The 18,263-nt window shown below is 67.6% G+C and carries 17 protein-coding genes and 2 pseudogenes; 11 read left to right on the forward strand and 8 right to left on the reverse strand.

Annotated features, from left to right (window positions below; all coding sequences use genetic code 11):
* Positions 1–95: 95 nt before the first annotated feature.
* On the forward strand, positions 96–686 hold the full coding sequence (locus tag OG385_RS36820) for a helix-turn-helix domain-containing protein (RefSeq protein WP_266862456.1): 591 nt from the start codon (positions 96–98) through the stop codon (positions 684–686).
* 72 nt (positions 687–758) lie between these two features.
* Here the strand turns inward: OG385_RS36820 and OG385_RS36825 are convergent.
* Positions 759–3,796, reverse strand: a pseudogene (locus tag OG385_RS36825) (Tn3 family transposase).
* 193 nt (positions 3,797–3,989) lie between these two features.
* A complete protein-coding gene (locus tag OG385_RS36830; RefSeq protein WP_266862458.1) occupies positions 3,990–4,187 on the reverse strand; it encodes a hypothetical protein in 198 nt (65 codons plus the stop codon).
* A gap of 174 nt (positions 4,188–4,361) precedes the next feature.
* Here OG385_RS36830 and OG385_RS36835 point away from each other — a divergent pair, with 174 nt between their 5' ends.
* On the forward strand, positions 4,362–5,963 hold the full coding sequence (locus tag OG385_RS36835) for a PP2C family protein-serine/threonine phosphatase (RefSeq protein ID WP_266862459.1): 1,602 nt from the start codon (positions 4,362–4,364) through the stop codon (positions 5,961–5,963).
* A complete protein-coding gene (locus OG385_RS36840; protein ID WP_266862461.1) occupies positions 5,960–7,015 on the forward strand; it encodes a B12-binding domain-containing protein in 1,056 nt (351 codons plus the stop codon). The genes OG385_RS36835 and OG385_RS36840 overlap by 4 nt, the downstream gene beginning before the upstream one ends.
* 4 nt (positions 7,016–7,019) lie before the next feature.
* Here OG385_RS36840 and OG385_RS36845 read toward each other — a convergent pair whose 3' ends face one another.
* From OG385_RS36845 to OG385_RS36855, 3 genes and pseudogenes are all read right to left on the reverse strand, one after another.
* Positions 7,020–7,193 (reverse strand): hypothetical protein, encoded by a 174-nt coding sequence (locus tag OG385_RS36845; protein WP_266862513.1) that lies wholly within the window; start codon positions 7,191–7,193, stop codon positions 7,020–7,022.
* 295 nt (positions 7,194–7,488) lie between these two features.
* Positions 7,489–7,638 (reverse strand): annotated as a pseudogene (locus OG385_RS36850) (response regulator); the annotation flags it as partial.
* Positions 7,639–8,288: 650 nt separating this feature from the next.
* Positions 8,289–8,876: a TetR/AcrR family transcriptional regulator gene (locus OG385_RS36855; RefSeq protein ID WP_266862463.1), complete on the reverse strand. Its 588-nt coding sequence runs from the start codon at positions 8,874–8,876 to the stop codon at positions 8,289–8,291.
* Between the two features lie 225 nt (positions 8,877–9,101).
* Here OG385_RS36855 and add point away from each other — a divergent pair, with 225 nt between their 5' ends.
* The 4 genes from add (at position 9,102) to OG385_RS36875 (ending at position 12,862) form a co-directional block, all read left to right on the forward strand.
* Positions 9,102–10,202: an adenosine deaminase gene (gene add / locus OG385_RS36860; RefSeq protein ID WP_266862465.1), complete on the forward strand. Its 1,101-nt coding sequence runs from the start codon at positions 9,102–9,104 to the stop codon at positions 10,200–10,202.
* Positions 10,199–11,635 carry an APC family permease gene (locus OG385_RS36865; RefSeq protein ID WP_266862466.1) on the forward strand — a complete coding sequence of 479 codons (1,437 nt, stop codon included), beginning with the start codon at positions 10,199–10,201 and terminating at the stop codon, positions 11,633–11,635. Before add ends, OG385_RS36865 begins: the two co-directional genes overlap by 4 nt.
* On the forward strand, positions 11,632–12,075 hold the full coding sequence (locus OG385_RS36870) for a cupin domain-containing protein (RefSeq protein ID WP_266862467.1): 444 nt from the start codon (positions 11,632–11,634) through the stop codon (positions 12,073–12,075). Before OG385_RS36865 ends, OG385_RS36870 begins: the two co-directional genes overlap by 4 nt.
* Before the next feature lie 307 nt (positions 12,076–12,382).
* Entirely contained in the window at positions 12,383–12,862 is a 480-nt protein-coding gene (locus OG385_RS36875) for a VOC family protein (RefSeq protein WP_266862468.1), read from the forward strand.
* A 58-nt stretch (positions 12,863–12,920) separates the two neighbouring features.
* Here the strand turns inward: OG385_RS36875 and OG385_RS36880 are convergent, their stop codons facing one another.
* Positions 12,921–13,163: a hypothetical protein gene (locus OG385_RS36880; protein WP_266862469.1), complete on the reverse strand. Its 243-nt coding sequence runs from the start codon at positions 13,161–13,163 to the stop codon at positions 12,921–12,923.
* A 738-nt stretch (positions 13,164–13,901) separates the two neighbouring features.
* On the opposite strand from OG385_RS36880, the gene OG385_RS36885 reads away from it, so the two are divergent.
* The 4 genes from OG385_RS36885 to OG385_RS36900 all read left to right on the forward strand — a co-directional run bounded on the left by OG385_RS36885 (position 13,902) and on the right by OG385_RS36900 (position 15,596).
* Positions 13,902–14,108 (forward strand): hypothetical protein, encoded by a 207-nt coding sequence (locus tag OG385_RS36885; protein WP_266862470.1) that lies wholly within the window; start codon positions 13,902–13,904, stop codon positions 14,106–14,108.
* A gap of 159 nt (positions 14,109–14,267) precedes the next feature.
* Positions 14,268–14,816 (forward strand): hypothetical protein, encoded by a 549-nt coding sequence (locus OG385_RS36890; protein ID WP_266862471.1) that lies wholly within the window; start codon positions 14,268–14,270, stop codon positions 14,814–14,816.
* A 118-nt stretch (positions 14,817–14,934) separates the two neighbouring features.
* Positions 14,935–15,210 carry a hypothetical protein gene (locus OG385_RS36895; RefSeq protein ID WP_266862472.1) on the forward strand — a complete coding sequence of 92 codons (276 nt, stop codon included), beginning with the start codon at positions 14,935–14,937 and terminating at the stop codon, positions 15,208–15,210.
* 233 nt (positions 15,211–15,443) lie between these two features.
* Positions 15,444–15,596, forward strand: a complete 153-nt coding sequence (locus OG385_RS36900; RefSeq protein ID WP_266862473.1) for a hypothetical protein — start codon at positions 15,444–15,446, stop codon at positions 15,594–15,596.
* 348 nt (positions 15,597–15,944) lie between these two features.
* Here the strand turns inward: OG385_RS36900 and OG385_RS36905 are convergent, their stop codons facing one another.
* Together OG385_RS36905 and OG385_RS36910 are read right to left on the reverse strand one after the other, a co-directional pair.
* Positions 15,945–16,481, reverse strand: coding sequence for a GNAT family N-acetyltransferase (locus tag OG385_RS36905; RefSeq protein WP_266862474.1), 537 nt, complete (start codon positions 16,479–16,481; stop codon positions 15,945–15,947).
* Positions 16,482–16,976: 495 nt separating this feature from the next.
* Positions 16,977–17,885, reverse strand: a complete 909-nt coding sequence (locus tag OG385_RS36910) for a Ku protein (RefSeq protein WP_266862475.1) — start codon at positions 17,883–17,885, stop codon at positions 16,977–16,979.
* Positions 17,886–18,263: the final 378 nt, after the last annotated feature.

Genomic DNA, 18,263 nt, shown 5'->3' on the forward strand with positions numbered 1-18,263 from the left:
AGCCGGTCATGGACTCTGTCGCAGTGCCGTCAGGCATCCCATCACAACCTTTCTCAATGAATGCGAACGGTAGCACGGCGTGAGATCATTACGAGATGGATGCCTTCGAACTCTTGGCCCACCCGGTGCGGTTGCGAGTGGTTCATGCGATGCGCGGAGGCAGGGAGCTGACCACCGCCGAGCTGTGCGACCGCATTCGGGACGTCTCGAAGGCCACGGTCTACCGGCACGTCGACCTGCTCGCAGCCGGTGGGGTCCTGGAAGTCGCCCTGGAGCGACGCGTGCGCGGTGCGGTCGAGCGCCGCTACCGGCTGCGCCGCGACCGCGCGGGGATCAATACGGACACGGCCAATTCGCTCTCGCTCGACGACCATCGCAGCGCATTCGCCGCCGCTCTGGCGGTCCTGACTGCCGAATTCACCGCGTATCTCGACCGCGACACGGCCGACCCGGTAGCCGACCTGGTCGGCTACCGGCAGCATGCCGTCTGGCTCAGCCCTGGGGAACTGCACGGGATGATCGACGGGATGCGGGAGGCGATCGCCCCCCACCTGGCCAACGAGCCATCACCCGACCGCACGCAGTACCTGATCAGCCCGATCCTCTTCCCCGTCGAAGCGCCGCCGACCGGGACCGGCACCGATAACACCGCCACGGGCGGCCGGAGCCCGGGACCCTGTAGCTGAACCCGTGCCCGGTTTGCCCCGAATTCCAAGTCGCGCGGCCAATTCCGCCACCGAGAATGCTGATGCACCTCCCTACGCATCATCGGTGGTATCCGGGGCCCGCAGCGGGCGCAGGCCGCCAGGCAGGTCGGGCAGCTGGAACGAGTACCGGCCGAGCATGTTGACGTGATGCCGCGCGAACGGGGGACAGGCGGGCCACGTCCTCGTCGCGGACGTCGAACCCGTCCTCGCGTAGCTGCTGTACGGCGGCGTCCATGTACCTCGTGTTGAACAGCACGAGGGCGTTGAGGACCAGGCCGAGGGCGCCGATCTGGTCTTCCATACCGTCCTGGTAGCGCTGGTAGAGCTGTCCGGACTTGCCGTGGAAGATCTTCCGAGCGAGCGCGTGGCGGCCCTCCTGGAGGTTGGCCTGCACTTTGATCTTTCGCCGGTATGCGGGTTCGTCTGCCAGGCGCAGGATGTGCAGCGTCTTGGCGATCCGTCCGTAGTGCGCGATCGCGTCGCCCCGCGGGGTGGGGCGGCCGTCGCGCGAGAGCATCCGGATTATGTCGTAGGCGCGGACGGCTCCGGTGTGGATGGAGCCGATGATCCGCAGGATGTCCTCCCAGTGCCGCTCGATCCGGACCAGGTCGACACGGCCGCGGGCCGCGCCGGTGAAGGCGCCGTAGTCGGCGCTGCGGTCGATGCGCCACATCTTCTGGTCCGGCAGGTCGGCCAGCTGCGGCGCGTAGGTGAATCCCGCCAAGGTGAGGAGTCCGAAGACAATGTCGGAGTACGAGGCGGTATCGGTAACGATCATGTCGGGGCGTTCGCCGCCGTCGCGGTCGTAGAGGACGTCCAGCACGTACAGCGAGTCGCGCGGGGTGCCGGCCACGACCTCCCCGCCGAGCCCGGCCGCCTGGTCATTGACCGTGTTGAGCCAGGTTGCGCCGCCCCGGCGCCCGAAGAATTTCGGGTTCGGCCGGGCGTACACCGACGGCACCGGCACCACGAACCGCATCCCGTCGACCGAGGCGACCAGCCCGCCGCCCCGCGCACTGGCAAGCGGAATCGCGGCCCGGGTGGCGATCAGCGTGGCGTTGGCGGCCCGGTAGGTCGCCAGCCGCAGATACGTCTGATCCACGGGGGACAGCCGCCCGTACTTCAGCGCGTCGGTGCCGCTGATCACCGGGGTATAGCCGACGTTGCAGCCGTGCGCCACCAACAGCGCCGCGATGGTGACGGGCAGGTCTTTCAGCCGGGCCTCGCCGCCGGTGACCGAAGTGAACGCTTGGTCCGCGCCCGTCCAGGAGAACACCTCCGGCAGGTCCACGCGGGGCAGCATCGCGTTCACCGCCGTCCGCAGGTCCAGCAGGGAAGCCGGTTCGGGCTCCGGCTCCAGCGCAGCGAAGTGCAGGCGGCCGTCATCGTCGAAGGCGATCCGCGCGTTCTCAGGTAGCCGGCCCGCCACCTCCCGGTAGGTGCCGTCCAGTAGCGCGGCCCGCGCCGCCAGGTGCTCAATCGGCCCCTCGGGGAGGCCGAGTGACGCCAGCACGGTGGGCTTGGCCTGCTCCCATGCCTCGCCGGCCAGCAGCTTCGCCCGCGGGTCGCCCCACTTGGAGGAGTTCTTCGCGAAGATCTCCCGTCTGCGCAGCATGCGGTGGAAGTGCTCCAGCACGCAGAACACGTACCCCTTCCAGTCCACCGTCCCCGGCTCCAGGTTCGGCGCGGCCAGTACCAGCCGCCGCCACGACCCCGCCAGCAGCTCGGTGTCCATCTCGCCAGGCCCCACCTCCTTGCGGCCCATCAACTCTGGCAGTGACTTCAGCGCGGCCAGCACCGGGGCGCCCTCCGGAGTCGCGTCGAAGTCCACGACCTTGACCAGGAGTTTCAGGAACGGCCGCACGGTGCCGAACCGGGTGATCAGCATCGCCCGCCATGCCTGGTCCGCATCGGAGTCCAGCGGCGGCGTCAGCTCGAACAGTGCGGCGATCGCGGCGGCCAGCTCGCTGCGTGGCACCACCGCCTCAATCTGCTCCCACATCGCCGCCAACGTTTCCACCTTCGGGGCGCTGATCTCGCCGGTGTTGGGGTCGAGCTGCTCGGAGGTGGTGTCGAAGACGACCTGGAACGCGGTCGCCAGTTTCGCCCCGGCCCGCTCGACCCTCGGCAGGGTCTTCATCCTTTCCTTGGCCGTCTCCCTCTCTGCCCTGGCCAGCAGCTTGGTGGCGATCAACACCTCCAGGAGGTCCAGGGCGTCATCGACCGCCCTCGTCGTCAGGTGCACCGCGGTGGCCGGCAGGGTCTCCAGGCGCCGCGCGTCGTTGTGGCGCTTGAGCAGCGTCTCCTTGCCGTCCACCCCGTACTGCGACAGCTCCGCCAGCCGGCGCGGCGGTATCCCCGACACGTCCAGCTCCATGCCCAGGTCGGCGATCTCCTCCGCCCGATCCAGCGACCACTTCAGCTGCGGACCCGACACCCGCACCGGCCCGCGCCGCAGCCGGTCCAGCTCCGAGACCCGCGAACCGGCCGGCACCGTCAGCAGCGAGTCCAGCACCGTCCGCTGCCCGGTGTTCAGCAGCCCGTAGAGGGTGTCCCACAGGCGCTGGTTCGCCGCCTCCCGGACATTGCCCACCATCCGTGACAGACGGCTCGCCCCGGGAAGAAGCACCCGCCGCTCGCGCAGCCAACCGGCCGCCGCGTCGAACGACGCCCTCGGCCCGTCCCCGGTCGTCCAGGCCCGCGCATCGAGCCACTCACCCAGCTCAGCCGAGACCTCAGCGAAGTCCTTCCAGCCCCCGGCCTCCTGGACCTCCGGCGTGACTGCGGGCCGTCCCGTCCCGCTCGCCGTACTCCCTCAGACACGACGGGCCCTCGATCTCCAGCTGCTCGGTCAGGTACTCGGCCACCTCCTCCGGCACCTGCCGCGGGTCCGGCAGGAACCGGCCCAAGTAGCGCACGCTCGTGAGCTGGACCGCGTACCCGAGCCGGTTGTGCGCGCGCCGCTTGGCTTGCACCCCCTCCCAGTCCGTGTCATCCAGGAAGAAGTACCGCTCCAACTCGGTTCGGGACGGCGCCCCGACAAACGCCCCGTACCCAGCCTGCTCACCTGACGGAAACTCGACTGCCACAACAACTCTCCGAAGATCGGCAACAGCGACCCACGAAGGCTCCGACACGCAATCATCCCAGGTCAAAGCGCCAATCAACGCCGAGATAGCTTAGCGCACGATCTGACATGGATGTTCCCCAACCCCCTTCCTCACTTCTGGCCGCCCCCGCCCCCTCCGGGTGACAGACCAGACACAGGGTGACGTCGCATTGCTAGCTGAAGCCGTTCGTGCGGTAGTCCGCGGCTCGGAGGGAAACGGCGCAGGCGAATCGCCGTGCCGCCTCTTGAAGGTCGTCCTCCATACCGATCAGCTCGTCATCGACCGGCTCACGCCAGCGCGGTTGGCGATGCCCCACCCGGTAGAGGTGCGTACGGTGGAAGCGGGAGCCGAGAAAGAGGACATACGACATTATGTGGCGACGTGGCAGCCGGCCGGTCGGCAAAGGCGGTGGCCGGGCAAAGGCGTCGTCTCCGGTGCCTACGGCCGCCCGCCGCCCTCGTCGGCCCGTGACACCCGACGATGCGGACCGATGCCGATGACGGACGGCGAACCCACCGACGCAACCTCGGTATCGGGCACTTCCGTGAGCAGCGATCGCGCGTCGTCGCGGACGGTGGCAGGACGGTGGCCCGGCGCCGAGCCACCGCAGGGACTGCTCGATCTGGTGGATCAGGCGGTGGTGATGTGCGACGAGGACGGCGTCGTACGCGGGTTCAACGGTCCCGCAGCAGAGTTGTTCCCGCGGCTGGGGACGGGGCAGGAGCTGGTCGGGCCGATGGCGACGGCCACCGCCCGGCTGGCGGAGCGGTTCGAGTGCGATGTCGCCGGGCGCGCGCTTTCTGGTTACCGACGGCCGTGGAACGGCGGTGTGGTCTGGCTGGTACGCGATGTCAGCGGTGCCCGGGACCGCGAGCGGGACCTGCTGGCGGCGCGGGAACGCTCTTCGTTTCTCCACGAGACAGCCGTTCGGCTGGGAGGCTCACTGCATCATGGCCGCACGGTACGCGCCCTGGTTCAGGCCGCCCTGCCGGTGCTGGCAGACACCGCAATCGCTGTCCTTCCGGTACTCGGGCGGCGGTCCACCTGGTACCTGGCAGGGCCGGGCGGGACCGTCAGATCGGGGGACATGCTGGCGGAGACGCTGCTGCGGGTGTCACGGGTCGCGCACGCACTGACCGGGCTCCAGCGCCGGGCGGTTGTCTGCCGTCGGGACGAGCTGGGCGAGGTGGGCGCCCTTATGCTGCAAGGCCAGGACGCAGTCGGCGAGGCGCTGGTGATCCCGCTCTCCGGCAACGGGGTTTCGGCAGGTGCACTCGTTCTGGTGCGGGGACCTGAGCGGCCGCGCTTCGGCGAACAGGACATCGAGCTCGCCGAACAGTTCGCAGCACGGGCCGGCCTTGCGCTCGCCACTGCCTCTCTCTACTCGCAGCAGACACGCATCACCGCCGTGATGCAGGCCGATCTGGCCCCTCGTGCGCTGCCCGATGTCGATGGCATCGCACTCGGCGCGGCCTACCGGCCGGCTGCGGAGGCGCTGCTCATCAGCGGGGACTTCTATCACGTCGCCCCCGAGGACGGCGGAGGCGTCAAGTTCTTCTTCGGCGACGTGCGCGGCAAGGGCGCTGAGGCCGCGTTGCTCGCAGGCCAGGTACGGCAGAGCCTGCGGACGCTGGCGCTGGTGGAACGTGATCCGCTCGGTACCCTGCGTCTGCTCAACCGGGCTCTGCTCGACGCTGGAAGCCGTTTCACCACACTGGTGATGGGTTCCGCCCACCGGGCCCCGAACGGCGGGCTTACTGTGACGACGGCCGGTGGTGGCCACCTTCCGCCGCTGGTGCTGCGCCGGGACGGCCGGGTGGAGGCGATGGCGGTCGGTGGCACTCTGCTCGGCATCCTGCCCGACGCGGAATTCGCACTGACGCAATCCCGTCTGGAGCCCGGTGAACTGATGCTGCTCTACAGCGACGGGGTGACCGAGGCGCGCGGCGGCCCGACCGGGGACGCACTGTTCGGCGATGAGCGGCTCATCCGCGATCTCGCCGGCTGCCTGGGGATGCAGGCAGGAGCCGTCACCGAACGCGTGGAGCTTCTCACCACACGGTGGCTGGCCGGGCGCCCCCACGACGACATCGCCGTACTGGCGATCCAGGCCCCGCACGGCCGGGAAGGAGAGGGCCTCCGATGACGGATGCCGTAACGGGGATCACCGACGAGGTACGGGCCGCCTTCGACCACCATCTGACCGAAGCGGACGACGAGGCCGCCGTCGCACTGACCGTCCGCCTCGTGGAGGAAGGCCTCAGTGAGGAGGAGGTACTGCTCGATCTGGTGGCCCCCGCCCAGATCGCGGTGGGCTCCCGGTGGGCGGCCGGCGAGTGGACCGTGGCCCAGGAACACGCCGCCACCCACGTCAGCCAGCAGGTGGTCACCGCCATCGCCACGGTCCGCCCTCCGGACGGCAACGCCCCCACGGGTGACATCGCCGTCGCCTGCAGCGACGGCGAGTGGCACACCCTCGCTCCGCGCATCCTTTCCGAGGTCCTGCGGTTGCGCGGCTTCCAGGTGCGCTTCCTCGGCGGTCATGTGCCTCCCGCCCGGCTGATCTCCGATCTGCACTCGAACGGACCGGACGTGGTGGCCCTCTCCTGCACCCTGCCGGTCCGCCTGCCGCTCGCGGACCGTCTCTTCGAGGTGTGCAGGACGGCAGGTGTACCCGTTCTGGCCGGCGGGCCCGGCTTCGGTCCTGCCGGTATGTGGGCCCGCACCCTGGGTGCGGACCTATACGCCCCCGACGCCCGGAGCGCAGCGGAGCTGCTGCGCACCGGGTGGCCACCTCGGCGGACGGGCAGGCCCTCGGTGGACGACCGGTCCGCCGAGACCTACGCGTGGCTCGTCCAGCAGCGCCCGGCACTGCTGCGGGGCCTGCTGGAGCGTCTGCCCCACGGACCCGCCCTCGCGGCCGACCCGGCGGATCCGCAGCTCGATGCCACTGTCGAGCAGCTGGGGTACCTGACGGATTCACTCGCTGCCGGGGTCTTCGTCGATGATCCGCGGATCTTCACCGACTGTCTCGGTTTCATCCGCGGTTACTGCTCGGCACGTTGCTCGTCGCCCGATCATCTAGACACGGTGGTGGCTGCCTATGCTTCCCTGCTGCACGACTCGCCCCGGACGCTCGCGCACGTCGTCGCCGGCCAGAAGTGGCTGGCCGGCCCGCCCGGCGACGGCTCGGGCTGAGGTCTCAGGATCCCGCGCCGTCCAGCTCGGCCAGAGTGTCCCGCGTCGAGCACCAGCCGGCCGCCGCCACGTTCTCCTCGATGTGTGCCACCGACGAGGCACCCGGGATGGCCGGCAGCGCCGGTGACAGGGCCAGCAGCCAGGCCCTCCTCGGACTCGCCGCTGAATGTCCGTCCACCACGGTCGTCTACGAGCCCGCCGTGAGACGCCACTGGGTGCCCAGGGAACCCGCCAAGTGGCTGCCCGCGCGCGCAGGGCTGCGAGGAAGCCGAGCTCCGTCTCGGTGAACTCGAAAGGGTCGTCGTCGCACTCCTGGAGGGTTTCGTGATCGAACCAGGTGTTGTCATGCATGGCGCGAGTCTAGAAGGCCCTGTGACACCGACAGAGCTGTCAGTGTGCCTTGATGTGAGGGCCGACCGGCTGGCACGGGTCGCCGGATTCCGTGATCCGGGCTTTCGCGGAGTGCGGCGACCTCACTGCTGGGTGCGCCGCTCAGGGGGGATGGAGGTGAACACGGCGACCTTGGCGCGCAGGGCCCAGGGGTCGAACGGCTTGCTGATGTAGTCGACGGCGCCGGCTGCGTACCCGCGGGCGGAGTGTTCGGAGTCCACGCCCATCGCGGTCGAGGCTGCGGGCCTGAATCTGCTCATGTGCTGCCCGCGCTGAAAGGCTGACGGAGGGGCTGGTCTGATCAGTAGCCTGGGCTGCTCAGCAGCCGTACGGGAGGGGTATTTCGTGGAGGACTTCTTCGAAGAGGTCGAATCGCGGAAGCAGGCGTGGCCGGCGGGGCGCGCTGATCTGCACTGGCACATCCTTTTCGACCCGGCTGTCCTTCAGGAGCAGTTGGCCGGGCCGTACCGGGAGATCACCCACCGGCCCGGTCTTGCACCGGTGGAGGTCCGGTGGATGCACACCACCCTAGTGTTCGTTCCCGCGGGGGCCGACCGGTCTGGGTGCCTCGGCGGTCCGCATCCTTCGCCGCCCGGCCGTCACCACGGTGCACCGCCCGGACGCCGGGCCTGCGGGCGGTGAACACATCCCGTTCCATTTTGGGTTCAGGAACGGTTCCTCGGCCTGCGGTCCGAGCCATGCTTCGCCTCCGTTCGCCGCGCCGTGGAGACCTGACCGTGGAGGGGTAGGCGGGCACAGCACCCCCGGCGTGGGACTGTCACGGCGACTGTGACTGAGCTGGCTACTTGACCATGGTGGCCAAGTAGCGCATCGCCCCCGAGACACGGGAATGCAGCTGGCCGACGTGGCGCCTACCCGGGGCTCACCCACGAGCCAGAGTACGGATGTGGTGGTCGACGATGGCGGTCATCTCAGCAGGCGTCATGGGCTCGAACAGGGCCTGCAGGGCGACTCCGTCGATGAGGCCGGTCAGGATGTTGGCCTCGGCGGCGACGTCGATGTCCGCGCGGACGCTCCCGTCGGTGATGCCCTCGGTGAGCAGGTCGCGCCAGCGCCGGCGGACGCGGGTGTAGTACTCGCAGTGGGCCGTGGCCATGTTCTGGTCGTTGACGGCCCGGGCGGCGAAGGCGAGCCAGACCAGGACGTCCTGTCGGCGTTCCTCATCCAAAGGCAGGACCGCCGCCGCGGTGGTGGACAGTGCCTGGAGTGCGGTGGAGGTCCGTGATGTGCGGGCCATGCGCTCGTCGGTACGCTGCCAGGTGAGGTCCATCGCGAAGAGGATCAACTCGTCCTTGTTGGCGAAGTAGTGGTGGACCGCCCCCGTGGAGTGGCCGGCCTCGCCCGCGATCATGCGGATCGTCGCGCCTTCGAGGCCGACCTTGGCGATGACCCGCCAGGTCGCCTCGGCCACCTGCTCGCGGCGTTCGTCGTGGTTGATGATCTTCGGCATGTTGCGGACTGTCCCCCGTACTCGTGAATGCCCTGATGGGCCGCCTGGGTCAGGTACACGATGCCAGGCGCGGTGCCCCCCGCCCAAGTGAACGGGAACTTGCAGTCCGGGGAGGAACCGGCGACCGGAAACCCTTGACGGGCTCCTCCACGGACTGTTTTTATACCAGACGTTCAATATAAAACACTTGCGGTCGCACCACTCGGCCCCGATGAAGGGGACCCCATGTCCCGACTGGCCCACCTCACCCCCGAAGAGAGCGACGAGTTCACCCGTCGCCTGTCCAAAGTCGAGCTCCACTGCCACCTCGCCGGAATGCTGCGCCCCGGCACGCTGATCGAGCTGGCCGCCAAGTACGGCATCCCGCTGCCCGACACCACCCCCGAGGGGGTCTACGACCCCTGTCACCAGCCGCACGCGGTGGCCTCGCTGAACCTTCTTGACGCGGTCATCTCCTGTATCAAGGACCGGGACGACTTCGCCCGTGTCGCTCACGAGGCCCTGGTGGACAGCTCACGGGCCTCCAACCTCAAGTACATGGAGATCTTCTTCAACCCCGCGCAGCACGCGGCCTTCTGGACCACCCCCTACGCAGACATGGCGGACGGACTGATCGAGGGGATGCGCGAGGCGGAACGCGAGACCGGCGTCAAGGGCCGCTTCATCGCCTCCATCAACCGCGAGCAGTCACCCGCGGTGGCCACCCAGCTCGTCCGCGACGTGATCGACAACCCACGCGACGAGATCGTCGGCATCGGCATGGACGCCAACGAAGCACTCGGGCCGCCCGAGGCATTCCAGGAGGCATACGAACTCGCGGGCCGGCACAGACTGCGGCGCACCGCGCACGCGGGCGAGTGGGCCTTCCCCCGCAACGTCGCCACCAGCATCGAGACCCTGGGTTGCGACCGCATCGACCACGGTTACTTCATCGCCGCCGAGCCTGCCCTGCTGCAGCGCGCCAAGGACAGCGGACTGCACTTCACCTGCTGCTGGTCCACCAGCCTCTACCACGGCTGGCCCGCCGGACCCCAGAACCCGATCGTCGAGATGTGGCGCCAGGGCCTCAGCATCTCCCTCAACAGCGACGACCCCCAACTGGACGGATCCTCGGTGAACCGGGACTACGTCGCCTTCCGGCACGCGGCCGGAGCGGACACCGAACAGATGAAGCGACTGGCTCTGGACCCCATCGACCACCTCTGGGCCGATGAGGGCGAACGGCGAGACCTGCGACGGCAGTTCAACACCGAGATCCAGGCCCTGGAATCCGAGTTCGCCACGCCCGGGGCAGCGCTGACCGCCCCGCAAGGAGCGCACAGGTGACAGCATCCACCGGCACCGGCATCGCCGCAGAAACCAGCTCCGGCCAGGGCCTGCGTGCCAACGCGATCTCGACCAGGGACCTGGTCTTCTTCGTCGTCGCAGCAGCCGCACCCCTGACCGTGCTCGCCGGTTTCCTGCCCATGGTCTTCCTCCTGAGCGGGAACATCGCCCCGGTCGGCTACCTGATCGCCGGCATCGTCTACGCCCTGTTCGCCGTCGGATTCACCGCGATGAGCCGCCACGTCCAGGACGCCGGAGCCTTCTACGCCTACATCCGGCTGGGCCTGGGCGAGATCATCGGCTCCGGCGCCGCCCTGGTCGCCTACGTCGGCTACACCCTGGGGCAGATCGGCTTCTGCGCCGCAGCGGGCCTCTTCGCCTCCAACGCCCTGGACACCTTCCTCGGCCTCCACGTCCCCTGGGGCGTCAGCGCAGTGGTCCTGGGCATCACAGTCGGCGTGCTGTCCTACTGCAAGGTCGACATCGGCGCACGCGTCCTGGCAGTGCTCCTGCTGGCCGAGGTCGGGATCCTGTTCGTACTGGCCGTCGCGATCATCGCCACCGGCGCGCCCGAAGGCTACTCCCTGACCTCGTTCAACCCCACCCACTGGCACATGTCCGCGCTCGGACCACTTCTCGTACTCACCTTCATCGTCTACATCGGGTTCGAGCAGACCGCGATCTACAGCGAGGAAGCCAGGGACGCGCGCCGCACCGTACCCCGCGCCACCTACATCGCGGTCGGCCTGCTGACCGTCGTCTACGCCTTCATGTCCTGGATCATCCTCATGGGCATCGGCCCCACCCGCCTGGCATCCGCCGTCAGCAGCGACCCCACCAACGTGATCTTCAACATCAACCGCGACTTCGTGGGCAGCCGCAGCACCGACGTCATGCAGATCCTCGTGGTCACCAGCTTCTTCGCCGGAGTCCTCGCCCTGCAGAACGCCGGCACCCGCTACCTCTACACCATGGCCCGAGAGGGCCTCGTCCCGCAGAAGTTCACCCGCACCTCACCCACCTCGGGCAGCCCCACCACCGCCGCCATCGCCCAAGCCGCGATCTCCGTGATCGCCATCGCCGTCTTCGCCCAGCTGCGGTTCGACCCCTACACGCAGGTCGTCATCTGGACCAACACACCCACCCTGCTCGCCGTCCTGCTCCTGCAGATCGGCACCTCAGTGGCCGCCGTCCTCTTCTTCCGCAAGCACGTCACCGGCGAGAGCCTGTGGCACCGCTGGATCGCCCCCGCCCTGTCCGCCCTGCTGCTCAGCGGGGTCCTGGTCCTGGTCACCGTCCGGCTCGACCTGCTCACCGGACTGGGCATCGCCGGCAACACCCTCATCTGCATCCCCCTGATCCTCGCGTTCATCTTCGGCGCGGCCCGAGGACGACACGTACGCCGACTGCGCCGCTCAGGAGAACCGAGTTGAACACCAACATGAACACAGCCATGGACACGAACGTGAACGCCGCGGACATCCGCGAGATCACCGTCGGCGCAGGCGAGGAGGTCCGCCCGCAGTGGCCCGCCGGCGACGCCAGCGAGAACTGGTCCGAGACCGAGTGGCGCGTCTTCGGCGACGAGGCCCAGGGCCGGTTCTTCGGAGGCGCCTGGCAGGGCGCCCCCGGAACCCTGCGCCTGGACTACCCCTACGACGAGGTGTGCGTCATGCTCACCGGCCGCATCGCCCTGGTCGACAACGCAGGCGGGCGCCGCGAATTCGGCGCCGGACAGGCATTCTTCGTACCCCGCGGATTCAGCGGCACCTGGATCACGATCGAAGAGTCACAGAAGGTCTTCATCGCCCTCGGCCCCTTCTCCAACACCAACACCGCACAGAACCCCACCGGGAAAGACCCCCAGCCATGAGCCGCACGCCCCGCGAACCGGTCGACGCAACCGTGGCCCCCGACTTCGCCGACCGGCGACCCTCGCCCGACCCGTGCGCTGCCCTGGAACGGGCCGAGCCGGACGCGCCAGCCGAACTACGAGCACGTCACCCTCCAACTTAGCCGCCACGCATGCACGGTCGCCCCCATCACCCGCCACACCCAAGCCCCTCGACGACAAGAAACGGGCGGCCAGGAGCACTACCGAGTCTGAGCAACCACAGTCCCTGGCCTGTTGTGTATGCCCGATTCGGTCATCTCCACCGTTCCGCAGCTACCGTGATGGCATGGGTCTAGCAATGCGTGTGGTCGAAATCGAGTGCTCTGATCCTCTGGAACTGGGGAAGTTTTGGAGCGGCGTACTGCAAGCTCCGATCGGCCCTGGCACAGACGGCGTTCATATCGCGTCTCCCGGGGACGAACATCCGATGTCGCTCTACCTTGTTGAAGAGCGGGGCTCTGATCGCCCGCGAAGCCGGACGCGTCTGTGGCTGAATCCCATGCAGGGGTCGCTCGCAGACGAGGTTTCCAGGCTGACGGGCCTTGGGGCTGTTGTCATCGAAAAGCGCTGGACCATGGAGACCTTCGGGCTTGGCGTTGTCGTCATGGCCGACCCTGAAGGTAACGAATTTTGCGTTGAGTCCAGTGACCGTGAGGTTGCCGAAGCAGTGGAGAAGCTCGAAGACGATTCCGACGATGCGGATGAATCGGCGACCGAGGGGACCGGCGACCGGGTTTCAGTATCGTTCTCCGGGATTAAGCGGTAAACGAGTACGCGGGTGCCGGCTCCTCTGATGAGAGGAGCCGGCACCCGCGTTGCTGCGGCTAACCGCAGTACACGGTCTCCTTCTTGCTGTGCAGGATTTTCGAGGCGTGCTGGCCCTTGTACTCAACCTGAAGTATGGATTCGGTGTAGTACACGACCTTGGACACCAGGTTTGAGCACTTGTGCGTGGGTCCAAGGGTCTTCTTGCAGGCCCCCACCCGCCGTCCTTGTGGGCTATGGTGCTGACGCCCTTCATGATGCTCACTTGAAGGCGGCACGAGCCGGGCTTCGGCGTCGTACATGTCTTGATCCTTCCGGCGCCGACCATTGTGCTCGTGGTCAGCTTCCCGGGGGCCTCCGCAGTAAAAGTACAGCCGACAACTTCCTTCAGCTTTGCTTCTACGGCAGCTCGGGAAGTGGCCGTGCCGCTCTGCGCTGCAGTGGGCGCGGTCGATGCACCTAGCGTGATCAGGGCGGCAGCTAATCCTGCCGCGGAGATCTTCATTCCGTTTTTCGCAGTTCCCCCTTGAATTATTTTACTCTGGGCTGGTCAACCCACGACCTAACCCTTGGGTAATAGCGGATGCTCAACAAGCGCATTCGCGCCAAATGATTAATTAACCAATCAACAAAAATCGCGACACGGCGCAGCTTGATTACAATTAAGGGCAATTCGCTAATTCGCGCGCATGTGAGGTATGGCGCCCTGGACACGGGCGTTGAGCGTCTCCCTCACCGCCCTGAACCGGCACGGGAGCCGTGCTACTGATCCCCCTCTGTGCCTTTTGCGTGAGATGGCCGGAAGCCAGACGCGCTGCCTCGTAACCCGCCGGAACCATTCAGGTCGTGGTGTCGTTGATCCGTGCGTGGGTGGGTACACCTGTGCGCTCCCCGGCGATGAACGGGTGGACCGACGGCCAACTCGTGACGGACACCGGACGGATGGTCCAGCGCCGCATCGTCGGGGCCGTGCTCCGTAGGACCCGATCCCCGAACCCACCGTGTGCCAGGACCAGGTCACCGCAGGGCCCGGCGGTGCGATGACGGATGAGGTGGGCGTCATCACCGGCGACCTCACCGTCCACACTGCCCGCCTCGCCAGTGTCATGCTCCAGTACACCGGCGCCGAAGAGTGGTACACCCTCACCGGCAGTCCCGCCATGGTCCCCGACAAGGGCCTGGACTGCCTCCATGCAGCCGTGCCGGCTGCCGTCGCACTGGGCGGAGAGGCCACAGTCCCGCAATGATCCAGTCGGCCTCGTGGTGTCCCTCTGCAAGGAGGGGCACTGCTCCGTGGGAGACCAAGTCCGTACGGTTTGCGGTCGAGTTGCTGCGGGCAGTCCTGATTCGCCCATCGCACTGGGGCAAGATGATGCCCCGCGTTGTCGGGACGGCATCATGGCGGCATGTCTCCCACCGATCCTCCCGCCGAGCCGGCGACCGACCCGCTTCCCGTTCCACGGACTCTCCTGGAGTCGGCGTGGCGGTGCGCCGGCGCTCTTCTCTTCGCCTTGGTTTCGCTGGGTGCCGCCGCCTGGCTGGACGCGCGGTTCCACATCGACGGGGCGACTGCGTCATTGCCGACGTCCGTCGTGAGCCTGGTCATCGGCGGCCTGACGGTCGGATGGCTGCGAGTGAGCCAGACATGGATCCTCTCCATGGTCCTGAGCGCCGACGTCGCGGGGCTCACGGCGGCCGCCCTGCTCAGCAGAGGCGTATGGGACGACGGTCGGCTGAACCGTGCGGAGCTGACCGACGGCTCGGTGTCCGAGGTGCTGTTCGGTCTGACAGTGCTGGGGGTGGTGGTCCTGGTGGTGTCCGTCGTATGGGCCGCGGTGCACGGGCACCGGCATCCGGTCGTGCACACTGCCGCGAAAGACGCATCGGCCGCCACTCCCAGCGAAGCCGGGCCCGATGGGTCCAGCCCTCCGCCGGAGCCTCCGCCAGCCCGGTGACGTCATCGCAAGACCTCCGCGTCGAGGCGACCGTCAAGGCCTTCCTCGACGCCCCGGAGGGCGTGTTCCGCACGCCACCGTCGGGGGTACGACGGCGGCCAGCGCACCGAGGAGAACGATGAACGGAAACGACCCCCTCGTGCAGACGCTGACCAAGCTCCTCATCGAGCTCACACGGTTCATCGACAGCACTATCGACGAGGACGGCGAACCTCGCGCGGCCGCCAAGCAACTCGACTTCGTAGCCGGCACCTTCGACCAGCTCACGCCTGATCAGCGAGGCTCGCTCGCCGAGATCGTCCAGCAGCTGGCGGCAACCGAGCCGTCCGCAGAGCGGCGAGAGTTCTTGGACGCCTTCACCGAGGACTTCGGCCTCATTGACGACACAGAGTGATCTGGTCAATTCGGCGCCAGGAACTCAGGTCACTCGATCACAGACTCCTACCAATCTCCGAGGCTGGTAACCGGCAGCACGAGTGCGTGACGACCGACCGCTTCTCGGTCGTCACGTGGAGCCCCGCCGCCCTGGAGGCTGAGGCTGCGGGTCTACGGGCCGACTACTGGTGTCCGGAGTGGGCAAGTCAGCAGTGTCGTCAATCACCCTCCGCATGAAAGCGAGTCCCGGGCATGGGTAATCACGAACCGATGGAGGACAAGGCGCAGAAGTCGGCCGATCGTGCCGAGTCCACGGAGGACGAGACACCTCAGCAGGTATCCGAGGAGGTGGGGGGTACCCCTGACGGAGGCCAGCAGGGCTCGGCCGACAATGAGCTCGACTGACAGACGCGCACCCCACTGTGCGTCGCAGGGCGTGCACCAGCCCCTCGGGTCGGTGCACGCCCTTGTTTCCGTAATCGGCCCGACCAGCTCGGCGATTGGGGCCAATCCCAGGCGGCCATAGACGAAGTGGCTTTATCGAGCAGTAGTGAAGTCAGTTGTCGATGGGTTTGGGAGGCGCCCCGATCCACGGGCGGGTGATGTTGGGAGGCATGGCGGCTCTTGCCAGGGCAGCATCGGGATGCTCTTAACTGCCTCGACGGCCAGCCGCCCTGACGGGCGGCTGGCCGTCCCGTGCCGGCTGCGAGTCAACGAGCACAGCCCCGTCCGCAAGGCCAAACGTCGGGTGCGTCAGAGCCGTCTCGTGGTGAACAGGGTGGTCCCGTACACCGCGTCCGCTTCCTTCCGATCGGTCTCGGCGAACCCGACCTTGGCCAGCACACGGCGAGAAGCAGTGTTCCAGTCCCAGACCGTGGCCCACAGACGTTCGTACCCAGACGATCTCGCCCATTCCAGAACCGCCAACGAGGCCTCGGTCGCATATCCCTGACGCCACACTCGGCGCAGCAGCTCGAACGCCAGTTCCGGTTCCCCTACCGCGATTCGCCCGTTGTCCACCAGCCCGCAGTATCCGATGACGTCACGAGAGGCCTTCCGTTCGACCGCCAGCAACCCGATCGACCACAACCGGTTGGTGCGGATCGACTCCTCAAGCTCCGCGACCGTGGGGTGTCCGTCCGCGTCGATTCGGCGGTGCGGCGGCACCCGTGGATCACGTTCGGTCCACAGCTCACGCTGAACGACAGCCTCGGCTACCCGCCAAGGTCTGAGCAGCAGTCGACTCGTCTCGAGTACAACCTCGCTGCCCGGAGTCGCGCCAACTGTCATGACAGCAACCGTCTCACGGGCGGGCGCGCTGTTGTGCCACGGGGCGCCGTCCGCTCTGCCGATCACGGGCGCTCGAACTGCGGGACAACCGAGACCCCATCCCTGAGCGTCGTCTTGGACTTGTGCACGTTCGGCTGTACCCGGTGGGACATTGATCTGTAAGCCGACATCCCGCTTCGCGGACACGGCAGTGCCGTCATTTGTCCTCGACATCTCCGAGCTCGTTGATCACTAACTGCCTTCGGAAACCGTCGACAAACGCTGTCCCTAGACATCAACGAAGCCAACGAAGCGATGTGTCCTTGCCGGTGTCGTACGCGTGGTGCGTGGTGATGCTTCTGGCCGGTCCTGGGTGAAGAGCTGCGGGGGGCTTCACGTGGCCGGGCGTTCACGGCCCGCCCACATCGAATCGTGCGGCGGACCTGTGGGCAAGACGCCACAGCTGGCGGTGACTTTCGAGAGAGGGAGTCGCCTGGGCTTACCGCTCTATGCGCTCTACGGCTTTCGGCCAGCTGCCTTCTTCCCGGTGGTCTTCTTGGCTGTGGTCTTCTTCTTCGTGCCCGTGGTCTTCTTAGCCGTGTGGTCGGGCAGATCGTGGACGGTCGCGTGTCCACCGTCCGAGCGGCCCGCGGCGGCGGCTTCAACGCTCGCGTTGAGAGCAGCCATGAGGTCTACGACCCGGCCCTTGGTCTCCTCGCCCTCTCCGCTGTCCAGGGGCTTCGGCTCGCGGTGAGCTGCCTTTGCGGCGAGGAGTTCTTCGACGGCTTCGCGGTAGTGGTCGGTGTATCCGCTGACGTCGTCCTGCCCCATCGACTCCATCAGCTCGACCGCCTGGTCGATCTCCTCATCGTCCACCTCCACCTCGGGTGGGGCGGCCGCTGCGACGTCGCGGATCTTGTCGGGCCATTTCAGGGACTGCAGGACGATGACGTCGTCTTTCACCCGGAGCATGCCCAGGCGTTCGCGGTCGTGCCACGCGAACTTGGCGATGGCCACTTTGCTGGAGCGCTGCAGCGCTTTGCGCAGCAGGACGTAGGGCTTTGTGGCGACGGCTCCGTCGCCTTCGAGGTAGTAGCCGGCGGACATCCGCACGGGGTCGATGCCGTCGGCCGGTGTGAACGCGACGATCTCGATCGCCTTCGCCGTCGGCAGCGGCATCTCGTCCAGCTCGTCATCGCTGACCGGTACGACCTGGTCTTTCGCGACCTCGTAGCCCTTGCCGATTTCGTCTTGCGACAGGACCTGGCCGTCGATCTCGCAGGTCTTCTGGTTCCGGACCCGGCCCTCGTCCTCCAGGTGGTACTGGTGGAAGTGGATGTTGTGGTCCTCGGTCGCGGGCAGCACCCTAATAGGGATTGTGACCAGGCCAAACGAGATCGCTCCGGACCACACAGGGCGGGGCATGAGACCTCCCGGAGAGAAGGACACGCCGCAGTCGGCCGGGCCGACGGGCGACAGGGCGTCCGTGCCTTCATCCTCGCCCGGGTCGCGGCGGGTGCCGACCAGGTCTCGCCAGCGCTGGCGGGCGACTTGCTCTCCGTTGAGCCACCGTGCGGCTGACGGGGCGTCGAGGGGGCGGTCGGCCGTGAGGTGGGCGATGTCGACGTACCAGGCGTAATCGCCGCCGTGAGTGAGGTCGCGTAGCCGGGAGATCGCTGTGATGACTTGGTCGTCGCCCCGGGGATCCTGGCACGCACCCCCGGACGCCGCCTCGCCCGCTGCAGATAGCTCTCGCGGCAGCCGTCCTCATCCTCCGGCAACCCGATGCCCAGGACCAACCTG

This window comes from Streptomyces sp. NBC_01306, assembly GCF_026340465.1.
Lineage (GTDB): Bacteria > Actinomycetota > Actinomycetes > Streptomycetales > Streptomycetaceae > Streptomyces.

Bases quoted from the DNA above. Each gene is read 5' to 3' on its own strand.
- OG385_RS36900 (WP_266862473.1), top strand. From the start codon at position 15,444: ATGGGTAATCACGAACCGATGGAGGACAAGGCGCAGAAGTCGGCCGAT.
- add (WP_266862465.1), top strand. From the start codon at position 9,102: ATGTCCCGACTGGCCCACCTCACCCCCGAAGAGAGCGACGAGTTCACC.
- OG385_RS36830 (WP_266862458.1), bottom strand. From the start codon at position 4,187: ATGTCGTATGTCCTCTTTCTCGGCTCCCGCTTCCACCGTACGCACCTC.
- OG385_RS36910 (WP_266862475.1), bottom strand. From the start codon at position 17,885: ATGCCCCGCCCTGTGTGGTCCGGAGCGATCTCGTTTGGCCTGGTCACA.
- OG385_RS36820 (WP_266862456.1), top strand. From the start codon at position 96: ATGGATGCCTTCGAACTCTTGGCCCACCCGGTGCGGTTGCGAGTGGTT.
- OG385_RS36890 (WP_266862471.1), top strand. From the start codon at position 14,268: ATGTCTCCCACCGATCCTCCCGCCGAGCCGGCGACCGACCCGCTTCCC.
- OG385_RS36895 (WP_266862472.1), top strand. From the start codon at position 14,935: ATGAACGGAAACGACCCCCTCGTGCAGACGCTGACCAAGCTCCTCATC.
- OG385_RS36880 (WP_266862469.1), bottom strand. From the start codon at position 13,163: ATGTACGACGCCGAAGCCCGGCTCGTGCCGCCTTCAAGTGAGCATCAT.
- OG385_RS36885 (WP_266862470.1), top strand. From the start codon at position 13,902: ATGACGGATGAGGTGGGCGTCATCACCGGCGACCTCACCGTCCACACT.
- OG385_RS36905 (WP_266862474.1), bottom strand. From the start codon at position 16,481: ATGACAGTTGGCGCGACTCCGGGCAGCGAGGTTGTACTCGAGACGAGT.
- OG385_RS36855 (WP_266862463.1), bottom strand. From the start codon at position 8,876: ATGCCGAAGATCATCAACCACGACGAACGCCGCGAGCAGGTGGCCGAG.
- OG385_RS36840 (WP_266862461.1), top strand. From the start codon at position 5,960: ATGACGGATGCCGTAACGGGGATCACCGACGAGGTACGGGCCGCCTTC.
- OG385_RS36875 (WP_266862468.1), top strand. From the start codon at position 12,383: ATGGGTCTAGCAATGCGTGTGGTCGAAATCGAGTGCTCTGATCCTCTG.